Consider the following 18,397-nt stretch of genomic DNA (forward strand, 5'->3'; position numbering starts at 1 on the left):
TGGCGGATCTCCGCGGCGTCGCGACGCCCGGCACGCCCTCTCGCCGCACCGCGCGAAAACCCAAGTAGCTCCGCTACGAGGGCCTCCGCGCGACACGCCGGGAGCACGAACCGGACGCCGCTTCTTCGCCCACGGAGATCCGTCAGAAGGACCCTGATGGCGTGAGCGACACCTTGCACCGCACTCCGGGTGAATGCAAGAGGTCGATCAGAGTCGCGCACACTCGCTCATCTGGAGTACGTTGCCACCATGCTGCGAGAGACCCGCCACGAGAAGCTGCTGAGCATCCTCGGCGAGGAGGGCGTGCTGCCCATCGGGGAGATCGCCACGCGTCTGGGCATCAGCGAGGCCACCGCCCGCCGGGACCTCACCGAGCTGGGCCGGGCGGGCCGGCTCACCCGGGTCTATGGCGGCGCGGTGGCGGCACCCACCGAGGACGAGGAGCGCCCGTTCGGCGAGGTGGCGGTCGACGACCTGACCGACAAGGAGGCCGTCGCCCGCGCCGCCGCGGAACTGGTCGCGGACGGCGATGTACTGCTGCTGGACATCGGCACCACCACCCTCCAGCTCGCCAAGCTGCTGCGCGGCCGGCCGGTCACCGTGGTGACCAGCAATCTCGCGGTCTACGACGAGCTGCGCGACGACCCGAAGGTGACCCTGATCCTGCTGGGCGGGCAGGTGCGCGCCAACTACCGGTCCCTGGTCGGCTTTCTCACCGAGTCCAACCTCCGCCAGCTGCGAGTGGGGCGGCTCTTCCTCGGCGCGAGCGGGGTCCTCCCCGACGGCAGCGTGCTGGACAGCACCCATGTGGAGGTGCCGGTCAAACGGGCCATGCTCGGCGCGACCCGGGAGGTCGTGCTGCTCGCCACCGCGAAGAAGTTCCCGGGTGACACCGGCCTCGCCCGGATCTGCGGACCGGAGCGGATCGACACTCTGATCACCAACAAGACATCCGACCCGGCGACGCTCGCCGTATTCCGCGAGGCCGATGTGGAGGTAGTGACCGTATGAGGCTGACTGTGCTGGGCGGCGGCGGGTTCCGTATGCCCCTGGTGTACCGGGCCCTGCTCGATGACACCGGGGACGAGGCCGGGCGCTGCACCGAGCTGGTGCTGTACGACACCGACCCGCACCGGCTGGACGCGATCCGCGCGGTCCTGGCCGAACAGGCCGGGGGCCGCCCCACCGCCCCCGCGGTCCGGGCCACCACCCATCTGGACGAGGCGCTGCGCGGCGCCGACTTCGTCTTCTCGGCCATCCGGGTGGGCGGCCTGGAAGGCCGGGCGAGCGATGAGCGGATTCCGCTCGGCGAAGGGGTGCTCGGGCAGGAGACCGTGGGCGCGGGCGGGGTGCTCTACGGGCTGCGCACGCTCCCGGTGGCGCTGCGGATCGCGGAGCGGATCGCCACCGTGGCCCCGGACGCGTGGGTCATCAACTTCACCAATCCGGCGGGCATGGTCACCGAGGCGATGCAGCGGGTGCTCGGCGACCGGGTGATCGGCATCTGCGACTCCCCGGTCGGTCTGTGCCGCCGCGCCGCGCGGGCGGTCGGGGCCGATCCGGACCGTGCCGTCTACGACTACGTGGGCCTCAACCATCTGGGCTGGCTGCGGCGGGTGGTGGTGGACGGCCGGGACCGGCTGCCTCAGCTGCTCGGCGACACCGCCGCCCTGGAGTCGTTCGAGGAGGGCAAGCTCTTCGGCGCCGAGTGGCTGCGGGCGCTCGGCGCGCTGCCGAACGAGTATCTGCACTACTACTACTTCAACCGGGAGGCGGTGGCCTCGATCCGCCAATCCCCGGCCACCCGTGGGGAGTTCCTCCGCGAGCAGCAGGCTCGGTTCTACGAGACGGCCGGCTCCGGCACGCCCGGGGCGCTCACGGCGTGGGAGCGCACCCGGCTGGAGCGCGAGGCCACGTATATGGCCGAGAGCCGCGAGGCCACCGGCGGCTGGGAGCGCGACACCTGCGATCTGGACGGCGGCGGCTATGACCGGATCGCGCTCGCCATCATGCGGGCCATCGCCCGCGATGAGCGCGCCACGCTGATCCTCAACGTGCGCAACCGTACGGCGGTCCCCGGGCTGGACGAGGACGCCGTGGTGGAGGTCCCCTGCCTGGTGGACGCGGGCGGGGCGCGGCCGCTGGCGACCGGCGCGGTGGCGCCGGACCAGCTCGGCCTGATGCTGTCGCTCAAGGCCGTGGAGCGCTCGGCCATCGAGGCGGCCACGACCGAAGCGGGCAGCGATTCGGGCATCGCCCGCGGCGCGGCCCTGCGGGCCCTGGCGCTCCACCCCTTGGTGGACTCGGTCAAGGTCGCGGGCCGGATTCTGGACGCCTCCGGGGCGCTCGCCCGCTCATAGCACATGTCCGTTCGGGCATTCCCCAGTATCTGGAGGCGCCCGGTCGGGCTCCGTTCACGCCCTCTTTCGGCAAACGGGCGAGAATCGGGCCCGTCGGGGGGACAATCAGCCATCCGGGTTCCTCACCGTCCGTTGCCTCATCCGTCCTGACCTGCTGAGATAACGGTTGTGAAACGGGCGCATACAGTCACGATCTCTGCGGTGCCAAGGCTGGCCACTCCTGTTGCACGCTTGTAAAACTGCCACGCAAGCCGAAAGACAAGGCAGGAGGTGCGGCGTGGACGCCGAGGAACGCCGTCGGGAGATCCTCGACACGGCTCGCCGTGCCGGCGTCGTCGATGTGGGCAAGCTCGCCGCCGACCTCGGGGTGTCCAAGGAGACGGTGCGCCGCGATCTGCGGGTTCTGGAACAGCACGGACTGGTGCGGCGCACCCATGGCGGCGCCTACCCCGTGGAGAGCGCCGGTTTCGAGACCACCCTGGCCTTCCGCACCACCATGCATGTGCCGGAGAAGTCGCGGATCGCGACCGCGGCCGCCGATCTGCTGGGCGATGCCGAGACGGTCTTCGTCGACGAGGGATTCACCCCGCAGCTGATCGCGGAGGCCCTGCCCCGGGACCGGCCGCTCACCGTGATCACCGCTTCCCTCACGACCGCCACCGGCCTGGCCACCCGTGACAACACCACCGTGCTGCTCCTCGGCGGCCGGGTGCGCGGCGGCACGATGGCCACCGTCGACCACTGGGCGACGCATATGCTTTCGGGCTTCGTCATCGACCTGGCGTTCATCGGCGCCAACGGCATCTCCCGCCAGTACGGCCTGACCACCCCGGATCCGGCGGTCAGCGAGATCAAGGCGCAGGTGGTGCGGGTCTCCCGGCGGAAGATCTTCTCCGGGGTGCACACCAAATTCGGAGCCGTCAGCTTCTGCCGGTTCGCAGATGTCTCGGACTTCGAAACGATCGTGACCGACACCGGTCTACCGCTGACCGAGGCACATCGCTATTCGCTGCTGGGCCCCCAGATCGTCAGGGTCTGACGCCCTTCCTCCGCTGTTTTCACCTTCCCCACGTCCCTTCGATTGGACCCGTTATGCCAGTCCTGACTCTTCGTGCTGCCCGGATACCGGTGGTGGCCCTGACCGCGGGCGCGCTCCTGACCGGTTGCGCCGGTATGGGGGGCGGCAGCTCAGGCGACAAGACCATCCGCGTTCTGATGGTGAACAACCCGCAGATGGTGGACTTGCAGAAGCTCACCAAGAAGTATTTCACCAAGGAAACGGGCATCACGGTCAAATTCACGATGATGCCCGAGAACGAGGTCCGCGACAAGATCAGCCAGGACTTCGCCAATCAGGCGCGCCAGTACGACGTGGCGACCATCAGCAATTTCGAGGTGCCCTTCTACGCGAAGAACGGCTGGCTGATGCCGCTGGACCGCTATGCCGCCAAGGACAAGGCCTTCGATCAGAAGGACGTCCTCCCCTCGATGCGGCAGTCGCTGACCGCCGAGGACGGCAAGCTCTACGCCGAGCCCTTCTACGGCGAGTCGTCGTTCCTGATGTACCGCAAGGACGTCCTCGCCGAGAAGCATCTGAAGATGCCCGAGCGGCCCACCTGGCAGCAGGTCGCGGACATCGCGGCCAAGGTCGACGGCTCCCGCAAGGGCATGAACGGCATCTGCCTGCGCGGACTGCCCGGCTGGGGCGAGCTGATGGCCCCGCTGACCACGGTGGTCAACACCTTCGGCGGCACCTGGTTCACCAAGGACTGGAAGGCGCAGCTGGACTCGCCCGAGTTCACCAAGGCGACCAAGTTCTATGTCGACCTCGTGCGCAAGCACGGTGAGGCCGGTGCGGCCCAGTCGGGCTTCGCCGAGTGCCTGAACAACCTCACCCAGGGCAAGAGCGCCATGTGGTACGACGCCACCTCGGCCGCCGGATCGCTGGAGGCCGCGAAGTCCCCGGTCAAGGGCAAGATCGGATATGTCCAGGCGCCGGTGGAGAAGACCGACAGCTCGGGCTGGCTCTACACCTGGGCCTGGGGTGTCCAGAAGGCGTCGCGCCACCCCGACAACGCGTGGAAGTTCATCTCCTGGGCATCCAGCAAGAAGTACGAGGACCTGGTCGGCAAGAACTTCGGCTGGGCCAACGTACCCGCGGGCAAGCGGTCGTCCACCTATTCCAATCCGGACTACCGCGACACCGCCGGCTCCTTCTCCGAAGAGACCCGCAAGGCGATCCTCAGCGCCAAGCCGCGTGATCCGGGAGTGCAGCCGCGGCCGACCATCGGCATCCAGTTCGTCGATATCCCCGAATTCGCCGACCTGGGCACCAAGGTCGCCCAGGAGATCAGCGCCGCCATCGCCGGAAAGCAATCCGTCGAGTCGGCATTGAAGAAGTCGCAGCAGCTGGCCGAGAAGGTCGGCGAGGAGTACCGATGAGTAATCCGACGACGGCAGTATCCGTAAGCGGCGAGCGGCCACCGACCGCGGCGCCCGCCTCCGCACGGCGCCCCGTGGCGCAGCGGAACCGGGCCCGGGAGTGGGCCACCCGGGCGCCGCTGCTGCCCGCACTGGTCTTCCTGATCGTGGTCACCCAGCTTCCGTTCGTGGCCACGCTGGTGATCTCGCTCTTCGACTGGAACTCGTTCCGGCCCGATCGCCGTGCGTTCGCGGGGCTGGAGAACTACAAGACGGTGCTCAGCGACGATGCGCTGCGCGAGTCCATCGTCACCACTGTGCTGCTGACCGCCTCCGTGGTGATCGTCAGCGTGGTGCTGGGGCTGCTGCTGGCGCTGCTGCTGGACCGCAAGTTCCGCGGCCGGGGCCTGGTCCGCACCATGCTCATCGCACCGTTCCTGCTGGTGCCGGTGGCCTCGGCGCTGCTGTGGAAGCACGCGCTGTACAACCCCGAGTACGGCCTGTTCAACGGCGTGCTCAACTGGCTGGGCGGGCCCCAGCCGGAGTGGCTGACCGATACGCCGCTGATCGCGGTGGAGGCGTCGCTGATCTGGCAGTGGACGCCGTTCATGATGCTCATCCTGCTGGCCGGGCTGCAGAGCCGCCCGCTGGACATGATCGAGGCGGCCCGGCTGGACGGGGCGGGCAACTGGCAGATCTTCCGCTTCCTGACGCTTCCCCACCTTCGCCGCTATCTGGAGCTCGGCACCCTGCTCGGGTCCATCTACATCGTGCAGAACTTCGACGCCGTCTTCACCATGACCCGCGGTGGCCTGGACACCGCCAACCTGCCGTACACCATTTACGAAACCTTCTACAACGCCCACGAGTACGGGCTGGCATCGGCCGCGGGGGTCGTGGTGGTGATCGGCACGATCATCATCGCCACCTTCGCGCTGCGCGTGGTGTCGTCCCTCTTCCGTGAGGAGGCGTCCCGCGCATGACCGCCGTGAGCACCCCGGTGCCCATCACATCCGTTCCGGAAGCCACCCGTCGGGCCAAGCGGCGCGGTGCCGCGCTCGGCGTACTGGCCTGGTTCATCGGCATCGTCTTCGTCCTGCCCGTGCTGTGGATGCTGCTGACCTCGTTCCACTCCGAGGCCGACGCCGCCACCAACCCGCCGTCGCTGGCCGCTCCGCTGACCCTCGACGGGTACAAGGACTTCTTCGGCGTGGGCGGCGGGGCGAGCCCCTGGCCCGCGCTGCTCAACTCGGTGGGCACCTCCCTCTTCTCCACCTGCTTCGTGCTGGTGCTGGCGCTTCCGGCGGCGTTCGCGCTGTCGATCCGGCCGGTGCGCAAGTGGACGGATGTGATGTTCTTCTTCCTGTCCACCAAGATGCTGCCGGTGGTGGCCGGACTGCTGCCGGTGTTCCTGTTCGCCAGGGACATCAACTTCCTGGACAACGTCTGGTTGTTGGTGATCCTCTACACCTCGATGAACCTGCCGATCGCGGTGTGGATGATGCAGTCCTTCCTCGCCGACATCCCGGTATCCATCATCGAGGCCGCCCAGATGGACGGGGCGCGGCTGCCCACCATCCTGTGGCGGGTCGTCGCCCCGATCGCGGGCCCGGGCATCGCCGCCACCTCGCTGATCTGCTTCATCTTCAGCTGGAACGAGATGCTCTTCGCCCAAGTGCTCACCGGTGTGGTCGCCCAAACCGCCCCGGCGTTCCTGACCACGTTCGTCACCAGCCAGGGGCTGTTCCTGGCCAAGGTGTGCGCGGCGTCGATGGTCATTTCTCTGCCGGTGCTCGCCGCCGGTTTCGCCGCCCAGGACAAGCTGGTCCAGGGCCTGTCGCTAGGAGCAGTCAAATGAGGGCCGCAGTCATCGAAGCCCCGGGCAAGGTCACCGTCGCCACCGTCGAGGACCCCACCCCGGGCCCCCGTGAGGTCGTGGTGGACGTGGCGGCCTGCGGGCTGTGCGGCACCGATCTGCACATTCTGCAGGGCGAGTTCGCGCCCACGCTGCCGATCGTCCCCGGGCATGAGTTCGCCGGTGTGGTCGTGGGCATCGGCAGCGGTGTGACCGAGCTGGAGGTGGGCGACCGGGTCGCGGTCGACCCCTCCCTGCACTGCCACGAGTGCCGTTACTGCCGGATCGGCCGGGGCAATCTGTGCGACAACTGGAACGCGATCGGAGTCAGCGTCGCCGGCGGGGCCGCCGAGTTCGCGGTGGCCCCGGTGGCCAACTGCGTCAAGCTGCCCGAGCATGTGGACGTGGCCGACGCGGCCCTGATCGAGCCGCTGTCCTGCGCGGTGCGCGGCTATGACGTGCTCAACGGCAACCTGGGCGCCGAGGTGCTCATCTACGGCTCCGGCACCATGGGGCTGATGATGCTGGAGCTGGCCAAGCGCACCGGCGCCGCCAGCGTGGACATGCTCGACGTCAACTCCGAGCGACTGGCCACCGCCGGCACCCTCGGCTGCACCCGGTCCGCCGCCTCTGCGGACGAGCTGGAGCAGCCGCGCGGCTGGGACGTGGTCATCGACGCCACCGGCAACCAGGCCGCCATTCAGGACGGCCTGGGCCGGGTGGCCAAGGCCGGAACGTTCCTGCAGTTCGGTGTCTCCGACTACGCGACGCGGGCCACCATCGAGCCGTACAAGATCTACAACCAGGAGATCACCATCACCGGCTCGATGGCCGTGCTGCACAGCTATGAGCGTGCCGCCGGGCTGTTCGCGACCGGGGTGCTGGACCCGAAGATCTTCATCAGCCACCGGCTGCCGCTGGAGGAGTACCCCCAGGCGCTCGACCAGTTCAAGGCGGGACAGGGCCGGAAGATCGTGGTCGTCCCGTAACCGTACGTGGTTGACGGCCCGGGCCGGGGGCACCAGGCTTGGGCCGTCAATGATCACGGTCGGCGAGAGGGCGGGCAGATGGGCAAGGGCGACGCGGTGGTGGTGGGCGGAGGGCTCGCGGGCACACTGGCCGCGGGGGCGCTCCTCGGCCACGTCGACACGGTCACCCTGGTGGAGCGCGACCGGTACCCGGAGCAGCCCGCCTTCCGCAAGGGCGTGCCCCAGGGCCGTCATCTGCATGTCTTCCTCAGCGGCGGGCGGCGCGCCCTGGAAGAGCTGTTACCCGGGCTGAACGGCGAGCTGGAGGCGGCGGGCGCGCATCGCCTGGAGGCGCCGCGCGATGTGATCACCAAGGCCCCCAACGGCTGGCAGCGCCGCTTCCACGAGGGCCGGCACGCCACGACCAGCTGCACCCGGGCGCTGTTCGACGCCACCGTGCGGGCGCGGGTGCTGGCCGAGGCCGAAGGGTCCGGGACCCGGGTGGAGGTGCTCCAGGGCACCGAGGCGATCGGGCTGCTCGGCGGCGCGGACCGGGTGACCGGCGTACGGGTGCGGGCGCGCGATGCCGGACGGGCCGGCCGGGAGCTGCCCGCCGATCTGGTCGTCGACGCCTCGGGGCGCGGCTCGCGCGCCCCCAAGTGGCTGGCGGAACTGGGCGCTCCGGCGCCGCGCGAGGAGATCGTCGACGCCGGAATCGGCTACTGCACCCAGATGTTCCGGCCCACCGAACCGCTGGACATGGTGATGGTCATCCAGCCGCGCCCGGACTGTCCGCGCGGTGCGGCATGGTCCCCGGTCGAGGGCGGCAACTGGCTGCTGACGCTGTCGGGGGTGCGCGGTCAGCATCCGCCGACCGAGGGCTCGGAGGTGCTCGACTTCGTCAAGTCCCTCAACGAGCCGACCCTGTACGAGCATCTGCGGACCTGTGAGCCGGTGTCCCCGCCGTACGGATTCCGCGACACCTCCAACCGCCGCCGCCACTACGACGCCCCGGGCGCGCTGCCCGAGGGGTTTCTCGCGGTCTCGGACGCCGCCTGCACCTTCAACCCGATCTACGGTCAGGGCATGGCCGTGGCCGCCCTCAGCGGGCTGGCCCTGCGCCGCTGCCTGGCCGAGTCGGGTCTGCGGCCCGGTTTCGCGGCCACGGCACAGCGCGCCGTGGCCCGGGCGAGCGACACCGCCTGGCTGACCGCCGTCGGCGCGGACCGCCCGTACGCCGCGGACGCGGGCACCACGCCGCCGGGGGCGGCCGAGCGGCTGCGGAGCTGGTACTTCGGGCGGCTGGCGGACCGGGCCGCGATCGACCCGGTGGTCGGGGCGGCGTTCCGTGATGTCACCTATCTGGCGGCGGGCCCGTCCCGTCTGCTGTCCCCCGGGGTCGCCCTGCGGACGGTGCTGCTGCCGAGGGCCCGGGGCCTGACGGACCCGCCGCTGCGCGTGGAGGACTGACCCGCCGGGGCTTTTGCCGGGGCGGAGCCCCCGGACCCCCGTCCCGTGGGCTCCGCCGCCGGACCCGCCCGGGTCCGGGGCGGGTGCTCAGGCGGTCGCGTCGCGCAAATGCGCGGCTGCCGCCTGCTCCAGGTGGACCAGGTCGCTGCTGACGGTGGCGAAGGTGAAGCCCTGGGCCAGGCGCCGCGCGGCCGTCGCCCCGTCCGGGCAGTGGATACCGGCGGCGATGCCCGCGGCCCGTGCCTCCTCGGCGACCTTCGCCAGCGCCGCGTCGAACTTCTCCGCCACCGAGGTGTCGGTCGAGGTGCGGCCGCCGAGCGCGATGGTGAGGTCGGAGGGGCCGATGTAGACGCCGTCGAGCCCGTCCGTGGCACAGATCTCCGCGGTGTTGGCCAGTGCCTGGGCCGTCTCGATCATCACGATGCAGGCGACCTGCTGATTGGACTCGGCCGGGGCGGGGCCCACGCGCAGGCCCGAGCGCATCGGGCCGTACGAGCGCACCCCGAGCGGGGGGTAGCGGCAGGCGGCGACCGCGGCGGCCGCCTCCTCGGCCGTGTTGACCAGCGGGACGATGACCCCGCGGGCCCCGGCGTCGAGGGCCTGGCCGATCCAGAAGCCGTCGTTGGCCGGGACGCGCACCATACCGGCGGCGGTGCCGCGGGCGTCGATGGCGGTCATCGCGCCGAGGGTGCCCTTGTAGTCGAGGAGACCGTGCTGGGCGTCGACGCAGATGTAGTCGTAGCCGAGCCCGGCCAGGCGCTCGGTGCCCACGGGGTTGTCGAGGACGACCCAGTAGCCGATGATCCGCTGGCGGGCGCGCAGCCGGGCGGCGAAGTCGGCGGGGGAAGTGTTCATGCTGTCAGCTTCTCTCGTTCTCTCTCGTGCTGGCTCAGGAGCTTTCCCGCAGGCGGCTACGGGGTGGGCCATGGCGCGTTCACACCACGGCGTTGACCGGTTCCTCTCCCCGCAGGACGCGCGCCACATCGGCGGCCACGGTGGTGCCCATCGCCGCGTTGGCCTGCTGGGTGAACGCGGCGCAGTGCGGGGTCAGCACCGCGTTGGGGGCGGTGAGCAGCGGATTCCCCGCGGGGGGCTCGGTGGCGAACACATCGATACCGGCCGCCGCGATATGCCCGCTGTGCAGCAGCTCGGCCAGGGCGCCCTCGTCGACGAGCCCGCCCCGTGCCGTATTGATGACGCAGGAGCCCGGCTTCATGGCCGCCAGTTCGGCGTGGCCGAGCAGCGGTCCGCCCGAGGGCATCGGCAGATGCAGGGTGATCACATCGGCGGCCGCGATCAGCTCCTCGAAGGTCACGGCCGGCACCCCCTGCTCGGCGAAGACGGCGGCGGGGAGGTGCGGATCGTAGGCGATGAGGTCCATGTCGAAGCCCCGGGCGCGGCGGGCGACCGCCTGGCCGATCCGGCCGAAGCCGACGATGCCGAGGGTGCGCCCGGCCAGTTCGGGCCCGAAGAAGCGGTCCCAGCGGCCGCCGGTGACCGAGGCGTGGGCGGGCACGATACGCCGTACGGCGGCCAGCAGCAGGGCCATCGTCATATCGGCGACCGCGGTGGTGTTGCTCCCGGGGGCATTGACCACGCGGACCCCGTGGGCGGCGGCCGCGGCCAGGTCGATGTTGTCGGTGCCGACGCCGTGTTTGGCGACGACCGTAAGTCCCGGGGCCGCGTCCAGGACGGCCGCCGTCACCGGGTCAAGACCGACGACCAGCGCCTTGACGCCCTCGGCCTCCTCGATCAGCTGCCGCTCGGTGAGCGGATGCGCCGCGCGCGCGGTGCGCGCCCGCACCCCGGCGGCCTCGAACACCTCCCAGGGCTCGCTCGCATGCTGTCCGAAGCTGGGTGTGGTCACCAGGACGTCGTGGCCGGTGGCTCCGCCGGCCTCGTTCGCCTCGTTCAACGCGCTCAACTCCCCACCCCGAACCCGAGGACATCGAGGACCGAATAGATTCCCAGGGCGCCGATGGCCGTGCTGCTGAGCACCAGCGCGCCGTTCAGCACCGGGTTGCGGCGGAACCGCGGATCGACCTCCGTGGCGCGCAGCCGCCAGACCGCGATCACGACCGCGAGCAGGAAGATCCCGCCCGCGATGCCCCCGACCTGCACCATCAGCACCGGTTCCTGCAGATAGAGGTAGAAGGCGGCCCACAGGGGCGGCAGGACGACGGTGAGCAGGCGGATGACGCGCTGCCGGGCCTTGACGTTCCGCCAGTCGAACACGCCGAGCAGTCCGAGGGTGTTGGTCCACAGCCGCGGCACGCTCGCGGTGGAGGCGATGATCGTGGAGTAGAGGACGGCGATGGCGCCGACGAGGAAGAGGTACTTTCCCGCGGGGCCGAGGGTGTCGGTGTACATCCGGGACAGCGTGGTGATCATGTCGTTGCCCTCGGGCACCAGCTTCTGCCGGTGCAGGATGGCCGCGCCGATGATGTAGAAGGAGAGCGTGCACAGGGTGCAGACGACCCATGAGGTGAGCGCGTCGATCCGCATCACCCGGATCCAGCCCTCGGCGCGCCGGGCCCGGGCCTCGGTGCCATCGTCGGGGCCGGTCCAGCGGGCGTAGCCCTTCTCCAGACACCAGTAGGTGTAGGTGGTCATCTCATCCGCGCCGACACCGGTGATGCCGAACATGGCGACGGCGAAGCCGAGCGTCCCGGCGGGGATGGACAGGGTCAGCCCGGAGGCCAGATCGGAGCCGCCGTAACCAAAATCGGTCCAGGGCAGGCCGACCGCGAGGGCGACGGTGGAGAGGGTGAAGAAGACGACGGTGATGAACCCGGCCTTCTCCACCAGCCCGTAGCGGCCCGTGTACATCAGCGCGACGACGGAGGCGACCACGACCACGGTCCAGACGGTGAGCGAGGTGCGGCCCAGCGGTGCGCCGCCGATCGGGGCGAGGATGCTGAACGCGGCGGCGGCACCGCCGATCATGCCTCCGCGCTGGAGCATCTTGGCGAAGTCCATGAGGATCCACAGCACATTGATCCAGCCGATCCGGCCCACCTTGGGTGGGACCTGGCCGTAGCCGGCCAGGGCCGTCTTGCCGGTGAGGATGGTCCAGCGGGCCAGCTCCATCTGCACCCACACCTTGACCAGCGCGCTGGCGATGACCAGCCACAGCAGGACGAAGCCCGCCTTGGCGCCCAGGGAGGTGGTGGTGATCAGCTCACCGGATCCGACCACGGCGGCGGAGAGGATCATCCCGGGGCCCAGCCGGCGCACCGTCCCGCGTAGATCGCGCGGCGGCTCCTTGATGTCGCCCGCCCGCGGTGCGTACGGATCGTCGGACCGCGCCTCGCCCCCCGTTCCGACCTGCGCCGGCACACTGTCCGCCGTCATGCGACCTCCCCGCTCCATGCGTGTTGTGAGCGGAACGCTCGCACGATTGCACGTAACACGCAAGACTCTGCGCAGTGTCCGCGAGGAAACAGCGCGGAATGCGCAGACTGATAATGTTGCTCAGGCTGCGCGGAGTCGCGCAGGGTGAGGGAAGGATGGGGGCCACCATGAGCCAGGAGGCCGGTGTGGAGGAGCGCAGACGGCTGCGCGCCGGGGACCGCCGGGAGCTGATCGCCCGAATGATCCAGACCGATGGCACGGTCGTCGTGGAGGAGCTGGCCCGCTCGCTGGAGGTGACCCCCTCCACCATCCGCCGGGATCTCGCGCTCCTCACCGAACAGGGCGTCATCGCCCGCACCTACGGCGGCGCGATGAGCGCCGGTCACACCGCAGAGCCCACCCTCGGGCAGCGCAGCGGGCTCGCGGTCGCCGAGAAGGACCGCATCGGGCGCTGGGCTGCCGCCCGGATCGGGCCGGGCGACACCGTCATCCTCGACGCCGGCACCACGACCGGACGGCTCGCCCACCATCTGCGCGCCCGCACCGATCTGACCGTGATCACCAGCGGGCTCACCGCGCTGCGCGAGCTGGCCGAGGCGGACGGCGTCGAGCTGATCACCCTCGCCGGGACCCTGCGCCATGTCAGCCAGGGCTTCGTCGGGCCGCTCGCCGAGCTGACCCTGTCCCGGCTGACCGCGGACAAGGTCTTCCTCGGCGCCGACGGGCTGGACGCGCGGCGGGGCATCTGCGAGGCGAGCCTCCAGCAGACCTCGCTCAAGGAGATGATGGCCGACCGCGGCAAGGAGCTGTACGTCCTCGCCGACAGCAGCAAGCTGGGCGAGTCACCGTTCAGCGCCTGGGCGCCGCTGGACCGGCCGTGGACGCTGGTCACCGACAGCGGGGCCACCGATGACCAGCTCGGTCCCTTCCGGGCACTGCCCGACATCGAGGTGATCACCGTCTGACGACGGACCGCTCCGGTCCGAGTGAGGGGCCGGGAGCCTGGCTCCCGGCCCGCTCGGGTCAGTCCCGGTACATCCGCGGCGCGGCCGTCGTCGCGCCCACCAGGCCGAAGCTGTCCTCGACCTCGGCCTTCTCGGCGGTGTTCGGGTAGGGGTTGGTGCAGGAGATCCCGGCGGTGGAGCCGGACATCAGGCTTGAACACGGCCCGGGCTTCATGTCCGGCAGGCCGAGGATATGGCCGAGCTCATGCGAGGAGATCCGCACCGTGTTGTAGCCCTCGTCGACGGCCTGGCGGCCGAAGTAGATCGTGCCGCGGCCCAGCCCGGTGGAGAGGGTCCGGGGCCAGCCGTTGTCCGCGATGATGCGGACGTTGGCCTGCTGCCCGGACGCGGCCGGCTTCAGCTCCACGTTGGCCACGCTCTCGTTCCAGATCGCCGCACCCTTGGAGACGGCGTCCTTGAACTCGGCCGCCCCGCTGGCGTCGTACGTCACGACCCGCGCGGCGGCCGTGTGCTCCGCCGGGGCGGCGGAGGAGGGAGCGGCCACGGCCTGTCCGGCCGTCAGGGCGAGCACCGCCGTCACCGCGGCGGGTAAGGCACGGACGAACTTGCTGGATCTCACGATCGGCCTCCTTGTGGGGGAAGGACGGACAGAGCAAGTGGGCATGAGCATGGCACGCCGCCCATCTCATCGGCCACTGTGCCCACACACCTTGCCTCATCCGGCCGGTTGTCCACAGGTGGTCACCGCGGGTTCCGGCGGGCCCCCTAGAATCGGCGGATGGCTCTTCCCGACACCGGCCCCGATACGAGCGCCGCGCTCGGCACCGATGCGAGCGAGGCGCTCGGCGTGCTGCACCGCGTCTTCGGTTACGACTCGTTCCGGGGAGGTCAGCAGGAGATCATCGACCATGTCGTGGCCGGTGGTGACGCGCTCGTCCTCATGCCGACCGGCGGTGGCAAATCGCTGTGCTACCAGATCCCGGCGCTCGTGCGGAAGGGTGTCGGCGTCGTCGTCTCCCCCCTGATCGCGCTGATGCAGGACCAGGTCGACGCCCTGCGGAACCTCGGGGTGCGGGCCGGGTTCCTCAACTCCACCCAGGATCTTGACGAGCGGCGGATGGTCGAGGCCGAGTTCCTCGCGGGCGAGCTGGACCTGCTGTATCTCGCGCCGGAGCGGCTGCGGGTCGAGTCCACGCTGCGGCTGCTGGACCGGGGCACGATCTCGCTGTTCGCCATCGACGAGGCGCACTGTGTGGCCCAGTGGGGCCACGACTTCCGGCCCGACTATCTGGCCCTGTCCGAGCTGCATGAGCGCTGGCCCACCGTGCCCCGGATCGCGCTGACCGCGACCGCCACCGAGGCCACCCACTCGGAGATCGCGTCCCGGCTGAAGCTGCAGGACGCGCTGCACTTCGTGGCCAGCTTCGACCGTCCGAACATCCAGTACCGGATCGCTCCCAAGAACGAGCCCAAAAAGCAACTGCTGGAGCTGCTGCGCACCGAGCACGCGGGCGACGCGGGGATCGTCTACTGCCTGTCCCGCTCCTCGGTGGAGAAGACGGCCGAGTTCCTGGTCGCCCAGGGCATCGACGCGGTGCCCTACCACGCGGGGCTGGACGCGCGGATGCGCGCCGAGCACCAGGCGCGCTTCCTGCGGGAGGACGGTCTGGTCGTGGTGGCCACGATCGCGTTCGGCATGGGCATCGACAAGCCCGATGTGCGGTTCGTGGCCCATCTGGACCTGCCCAAGTCCGTCGAGGGCTACTACCAGGAGACCGGTCGCGCCGGGCGGGACGGGCAGCCCTCCACCGCATGGCTGGCGTACGGGCTCCAGGACGTCGTCCAGCAGCGGAAGATGATCGACACCTCCGAGGGCGACGACACCCACCGACGCCGCCTCGGCGCCCATCTCGACGCGATGCTGGCGCTGTGCGAGACGGTGGAGTGCCGCCGGGTGGGGCTGCTGGCCTACTTCGGCCAGGAATCCACCCCCTGCGGCAACTGCGACACCTGCCTCACGCCACCGGAGTCCTGGGACGGCACCATCCCCGCGCAGAAGCTGCTGTCCACGGTGGTGCGGCTCAAGCGGGAGCGCAACCAGAAGTTCGGCGCGGGGCAGATCATCGACATCCTGCTCGGCAAGAAGACGGCCAAGGTCATCCAGTTCGACCATGACGCCCTCTCGGTGTTCGGCATCGGCACGGAGCTGCGCGAGGCCGAATGGCGCGGCGTGGTACGGCAGTTGCTGGCACAGGGGCTGATCGGCGTCGAGGGGGATTACGGCACGCTGGTGCTCTCCGACACGAGCTCGGAGGTGCTGGGCCAGCGGCGCGAGGTCAGGCTGCGGCGCGAGCCGGAGAAGGCGCCGCGCGCCGTCAAGGCGAAGACGGGGGCTTCGGGGAAGTCCAAGAAGGCCCCGGTGGACCTGCCGGAGGAGGCCGTGCCGGTCTTCGAGCGGCTGCGCGCCTGGCGTGCGGCGACCGCGAAGGAGCAGGGCGTCCCCGCGTATGTGGTCTTCCACGACGCCACCTTGCGCGAGATCGCGACCCTCTCCCCCACCACGCTCGAAGAGCTCGGCACGGTGAGCGGGGTCGGCGAGAACAAGCTGGTGAAGTACGGACAGGGGATTCTGGACGCCCTGGCTTCCTGACGATACGTCAATCCAAATGGGTTACCGAGGGGTGTTACCTGAGGTAACGTCGATCCGTGCCACAAGACGGTGGCCGCCGGGGGCTGGGGTGCTCCGGCGGCCACTCATCTCCTCGCGCCGTTCCTCACTCCGTACGCGGGCTGTCCTACAGCTCCTTGATACGGATGTCGCGGTACGAGATCACATCATCGGTGCTGTGGACCTGGAGACCGATGTACCCGGAGGAGTACCGACGGCCGTCCGTGCCGGGGTCGTCCCCGCGCGGCGGGGTGAACTCCTGGCCGCCGGTGTTCTCGAACTCATTGAGCAGCACACCGTTGCGATAGATCGAGTAGTGCTGACCGACCACCCGGATCTCGTAGTCGTTCCAGCTGCCCTTGGGGGTGACCCCGGCGCCGCTGAGCCCGACCCGGTCGAAACCGTAGATCGATCCGGTCTTGTACATGTCGCCGTCGGGGCGGTCGAGGATCTGCACCTCGTGCCCGTACTTGATGGCGACCCACTCCGGACGGGACTCCTCGGGGTGGTCGTGCACATAGGGGAAGCGCACGAAGACACCGCCGTTGGCATTGCCCGTCCCGGGTGCGTCATCGCGGAACTGGAGCTTCAGCGAGAAGTCGTCGTATGTCCGCTGCGGGAACCACAGCATGCCCATGCCCTCGACCGACGTGCTGCTGGTGATGCTGCCGTCGTCATTGAGACCGAAGGCCCCGCCGCCCACGTGCTGCCACTTGTCGTAGGACTTCTTGGTGCCGTCGAACAGCGGGCGGTAGCCCTCGTCCTGACCGGGCTTGCCGATCCCGGACTGCTTGGCCGCCTTGTTGATCGCCCGGTACTCGCGCTGGTCGATGACGCCGTCGGTGAGCAGCTTGTCGGTGACGGAGGTGACGTGCTTGAGGAAGAGGGCGTGGGAGGACCAGTCCTTCTCGTCCTCGATCAGCTCATTGATGGTGCAGCGGCTACGGGTGATGCGGTTGGGGACGCCGGTGTCCACCGTGCCGACGATCACCGTAAGACGCTCGTCCCACTCCGGGCACGCGGGTGCGGGCACCCCGCCGCCCTCGGCCACGGTGAACGCCAGTTGCCGCGCCTCGGAGGTGTTGCCCGCCTTGTCGGTGGCGCGGTACGCGACGGTGTGGCGGCCCACCCGGTCCACCGCCACGGGGGTGGTGTAGGCGAGATACGGACCACTGTCCAGGGAGTACTCGACCTTCTCCACTCCGGAGTCGTCGTCGGTCGCGGTGAGCGTGACCTTGGCGCTGCCCACATAGGCACCGTCGGAGTTCTTCGTTCCGTCGACCGCCGCGGAGACCGCCGGGGGTGTGGTGTCCTCGGCCGGCGGGGCCACCACGGTGAAGTCCACCGACTTCACCTCCGATACGTTCCCGGCCTTGTCCGCCGCCCGGTAGCGCACCGTGTGGGAGCCCGCGTCATGGACCATGACCGGACCGGTGTAGGGCTGGAACTCCCCCTGGCCCAGGGCGTAGTCGATCCGGTTGACCCCGGAGCCGGTGTCGGAGGCGGTGATGGTCACGGTGGCCATGCCGATGTACGCACCGGAGGGGTCCTTCTCACCGGAGACGGTGGCGGAGGTCTCGGGCGCCGTGGTGTCGTCCGTCGGCGGCGCCACCACGGTGAAGTCCACCGACTTCACCTCCGATACGTTCCCGGCCTTGTCCACGGCCCGGTAGCGGATGGTGTGCTGGCCGACCTGGTGGACCATCACCGGGGCGGTGTACGGCTGGAACGCCCCGTCTCCCTCCGCGAACTCGATCCGGTCCACGCCCGAGCCCTCGTCGGTGGCGGACACCGTGACGGTGGCCATCCCGATGTAGGCGCCGTCCGCGTTCTTCTCGCCCTCGACCTTCGCCGAGGCGTCGGGCGCGGTGGAGTCCTCGCCACCGCCGCCGTCGGTGACCACCAGGATGCCCTGCATCTGGCCGTGGCCGGGGATGGTGCAGTGGTAGCGGTAGCGGCCGGGGCTGAGGGTGACCTCGGCGGTGTGCTTGCCGCCGCTGTCGTCCGAGGGGTTGGCGAGGATGTTCAGCGGGACGTCGTTGTTGTACTCGGGGTCGGAGACGTCGAACGTCAGGGTGTGCGGCATCCCCATGGTGTTGCCGGTGGCGGTGCTGTTCTCGAAGACGATGGTGGTCTTCCCGGCGACCGCGGTGGTGGGCGCCGAGGCGTACTTGGTGATGTCGTCACCCGCGGTCCAGGTGAGTGTCTGCTGTGCGGCCTGCCGGGTGTCGTCCTGCCCGTGGGCCGCCGTGGCCGTCGCCGAGCTCAGCCCGAGGATCATGAGCAGCGCGGCGAGGAGGGGCAGCCAGGGTCTGCTGGGTTTGGGGCGCCTTCGT

Annotated in this window: 15 protein-coding genes; 10 read left to right on the forward strand and 5 right to left on the reverse strand. The window is 70.0% G+C overall.

The genetic code is table 11. The features are described from left to right. Positions 1–249: 249 nt before the first annotated feature. The 8 genes from ACFYOY_RS12315 to ACFYOY_RS12350 all read left to right on the forward strand — a co-directional run bounded on the left by ACFYOY_RS12315 (position 250) and on the right by ACFYOY_RS12350 (position 9,074). The gene (locus tag ACFYOY_RS12315; RefSeq protein WP_351884453.1) at positions 250–1,011 is read left to right on the forward strand and encodes a DeoR/GlpR family DNA-binding transcription regulator; all 762 of its coding nucleotides are present in this window, start codon (positions 250–252) and stop codon (positions 1,009–1,011) included. Continuing rightward, positions 1,008–2,360: a 6-phospho-beta-glucosidase gene (locus ACFYOY_RS12320; RefSeq protein ID WP_388586410.1), complete on the forward strand. Its 1,353-nt coding sequence runs from the start codon at positions 1,008–1,010 to the stop codon at positions 2,358–2,360. Before ACFYOY_RS12315 ends, ACFYOY_RS12320 begins: the two co-directional genes overlap by 4 nt. Positions 2,361–2,637: 277 nt before the next feature. Continuing rightward, the gene (locus tag ACFYOY_RS12325) at positions 2,638–3,399 is read left to right on the forward strand and encodes a DeoR/GlpR family DNA-binding transcription regulator (RefSeq protein WP_351884448.1); all 762 of its coding nucleotides are present in this window, start codon (positions 2,638–2,640) and stop codon (positions 3,397–3,399) included. 53 nt (positions 3,400–3,452) lie between these two features. Further along, positions 3,453–4,802 carry a sugar ABC transporter substrate-binding protein gene (locus ACFYOY_RS12330; protein ID WP_351884445.1) on the forward strand — a complete coding sequence of 450 codons (1,350 nt, stop codon included), beginning with the start codon at positions 3,453–3,455 and terminating at the stop codon, positions 4,800–4,802. Next, positions 4,799–5,764, forward strand: coding sequence for a carbohydrate ABC transporter permease (locus ACFYOY_RS12335; protein ID WP_388586414.1), 966 nt, complete (start codon positions 4,799–4,801; stop codon positions 5,762–5,764). The genes ACFYOY_RS12330 and ACFYOY_RS12335 overlap by 4 nt, the downstream gene beginning before the upstream one ends. After that, positions 5,761–6,639, forward strand: coding sequence for a carbohydrate ABC transporter permease (locus tag ACFYOY_RS12340; RefSeq protein WP_078639161.1), 879 nt, complete (start codon positions 5,761–5,763; stop codon positions 6,637–6,639). Before ACFYOY_RS12335 ends, ACFYOY_RS12340 begins: the two co-directional genes overlap by 4 nt. Further along, entirely contained in the window at positions 6,636–7,625 is a 990-nt protein-coding gene (locus ACFYOY_RS12345) for a zinc-dependent alcohol dehydrogenase family protein (protein ID WP_351884439.1), read from the forward strand. Before ACFYOY_RS12340 ends, ACFYOY_RS12345 begins: the two co-directional genes overlap by 4 nt. Before the next feature lie 78 nt (positions 7,626–7,703). After that, positions 7,704–9,074, forward strand: a complete 1,371-nt coding sequence (locus ACFYOY_RS12350; RefSeq protein ID WP_388586418.1) for an NAD(P)/FAD-dependent oxidoreductase — start codon at positions 7,704–7,706, stop codon at positions 9,072–9,074. Between the two features lie 87 nt (positions 9,075–9,161). Here ACFYOY_RS12350 and ACFYOY_RS12355 read toward each other — a convergent pair whose 3' ends face one another. From ACFYOY_RS12355 to ACFYOY_RS12365, 3 genes are all read right to left on the reverse strand, one after another. Further along, a complete protein-coding gene (locus ACFYOY_RS12355; protein WP_351884433.1) occupies positions 9,162–9,929 on the reverse strand; it encodes an aldolase/citrate lyase family protein in 768 nt (255 codons plus the stop codon). 79 nt (positions 9,930–10,008) lie between these two features. Then, on the reverse strand, positions 10,009–10,998 hold the full coding sequence (locus tag ACFYOY_RS12360; protein WP_388586421.1) for a phosphoglycerate dehydrogenase: 990 nt from the start codon (positions 10,996–10,998) through the stop codon (positions 10,009–10,011). Continuing rightward, positions 10,995–12,428, reverse strand: a complete 1,434-nt coding sequence (locus ACFYOY_RS12365) for an Nramp family divalent metal transporter (RefSeq protein ID WP_351884427.1) — start codon at positions 12,426–12,428, stop codon at positions 10,995–10,997. Before ACFYOY_RS12365 ends, ACFYOY_RS12360 begins: the two co-directional genes overlap by 4 nt. Positions 12,429–12,595: 167 nt before the next feature. Here ACFYOY_RS12365 and ACFYOY_RS12370 point away from each other — a divergent pair, with 167 nt between their 5' ends. After that, positions 12,596–13,393: a DeoR/GlpR family DNA-binding transcription regulator gene (locus ACFYOY_RS12370; RefSeq protein WP_351884425.1), complete on the forward strand. Its 798-nt coding sequence runs from the start codon at positions 12,596–12,598 to the stop codon at positions 13,391–13,393. A 58-nt stretch (positions 13,394–13,451) separates the two neighbouring features. On the opposite strand, the gene ACFYOY_RS12375 is transcribed toward ACFYOY_RS12370, so the two are convergent. After that, complete coding sequence (locus ACFYOY_RS12375) at positions 13,452–14,012, reverse strand: snapalysin family zinc-dependent metalloprotease (RefSeq protein WP_351884422.1); 561 nt, start codon at positions 14,010–14,012, stop codon at positions 13,452–13,454. Positions 14,013–14,171: 159 nt separating this feature from the next. Here ACFYOY_RS12375 and recQ point away from each other — a divergent pair, with 159 nt between their 5' ends. Next, entirely contained in the window at positions 14,172–16,043 is a 1,872-nt protein-coding gene (gene recQ, locus ACFYOY_RS12380; protein ID WP_388586426.1) for a DNA helicase RecQ, read from the forward strand. A 145-nt stretch (positions 16,044–16,188) separates the two neighbouring features. Here recQ and ACFYOY_RS12385 read toward each other — a convergent pair whose 3' ends face one another. Then, complete coding sequence (locus ACFYOY_RS12385) at positions 16,189–18,342, reverse strand: OmpL47-type beta-barrel domain-containing protein (RefSeq protein ID WP_351884752.1); 2,154 nt, start codon at positions 18,340–18,342, stop codon at positions 16,189–16,191. Between the last annotated feature and the right edge of the window lie 55 nt (positions 18,343–18,397).

The sequence above is a fragment of the Streptomyces sp. NPDC007875 genome (assembly GCF_042868035.1).
In the GTDB taxonomy this organism is placed as follows: Bacteria; Actinomycetota; Actinomycetes; order Streptomycetales; family Streptomycetaceae; genus Streptomyces; species Streptomyces antimycoticus.

What these genes read in the sequence shown, in the direction of transcription:
- ACFYOY_RS12365 (WP_351884427.1), bottom strand. Translation starts at nt 12,428, where the DNA reads ATGACGGCGGACAGTGTGCCGGCGCAGGTCGGAACGGGGGGCGAGGCG.
- ACFYOY_RS12330 (WP_351884445.1), top strand. Translation starts at nt 3,453, where the DNA reads ATGCCAGTCCTGACTCTTCGTGCTGCCCGGATACCGGTGGTGGCCCTG.
- ACFYOY_RS12385 (WP_351884752.1), bottom strand. Translation starts at nt 18,342, where the DNA reads ATGATCCTCGGGCTGAGCTCGGCGACGGCCACGGCGGCCCACGGGCAG.
- ACFYOY_RS12340 (WP_078639161.1), top strand. Translation starts at nt 5,761, where the DNA reads ATGACCGCCGTGAGCACCCCGGTGCCCATCACATCCGTTCCGGAAGCC.
- ACFYOY_RS12320 (WP_388586410.1), top strand. Translation starts at nt 1,008, where the DNA reads ATGAGGCTGACTGTGCTGGGCGGCGGCGGGTTCCGTATGCCCCTGGTG.
- ACFYOY_RS12315 (WP_351884453.1), top strand. Translation starts at nt 250, where the DNA reads ATGCTGCGAGAGACCCGCCACGAGAAGCTGCTGAGCATCCTCGGCGAG.
- ACFYOY_RS12335 (WP_388586414.1), top strand. Translation starts at nt 4,799, where the DNA reads ATGAGTAATCCGACGACGGCAGTATCCGTAAGCGGCGAGCGGCCACCG.
- ACFYOY_RS12345 (WP_351884439.1), top strand. Translation starts at nt 6,636, where the DNA reads ATGAGGGCCGCAGTCATCGAAGCCCCGGGCAAGGTCACCGTCGCCACC.
- ACFYOY_RS12350 (WP_388586418.1), top strand. Translation starts at nt 7,704, where the DNA reads ATGGGCAAGGGCGACGCGGTGGTGGTGGGCGGAGGGCTCGCGGGCACA.
- recQ (WP_388586426.1), top strand. Translation starts at nt 14,172, where the DNA reads ATGGCTCTTCCCGACACCGGCCCCGATACGAGCGCCGCGCTCGGCACC.
- ACFYOY_RS12370 (WP_351884425.1), top strand. Translation starts at nt 12,596, where the DNA reads ATGAGCCAGGAGGCCGGTGTGGAGGAGCGCAGACGGCTGCGCGCCGGG.
- ACFYOY_RS12355 (WP_351884433.1), bottom strand. Translation starts at nt 9,929, where the DNA reads ATGAACACTTCCCCCGCCGACTTCGCCGCCCGGCTGCGCGCCCGCCAG.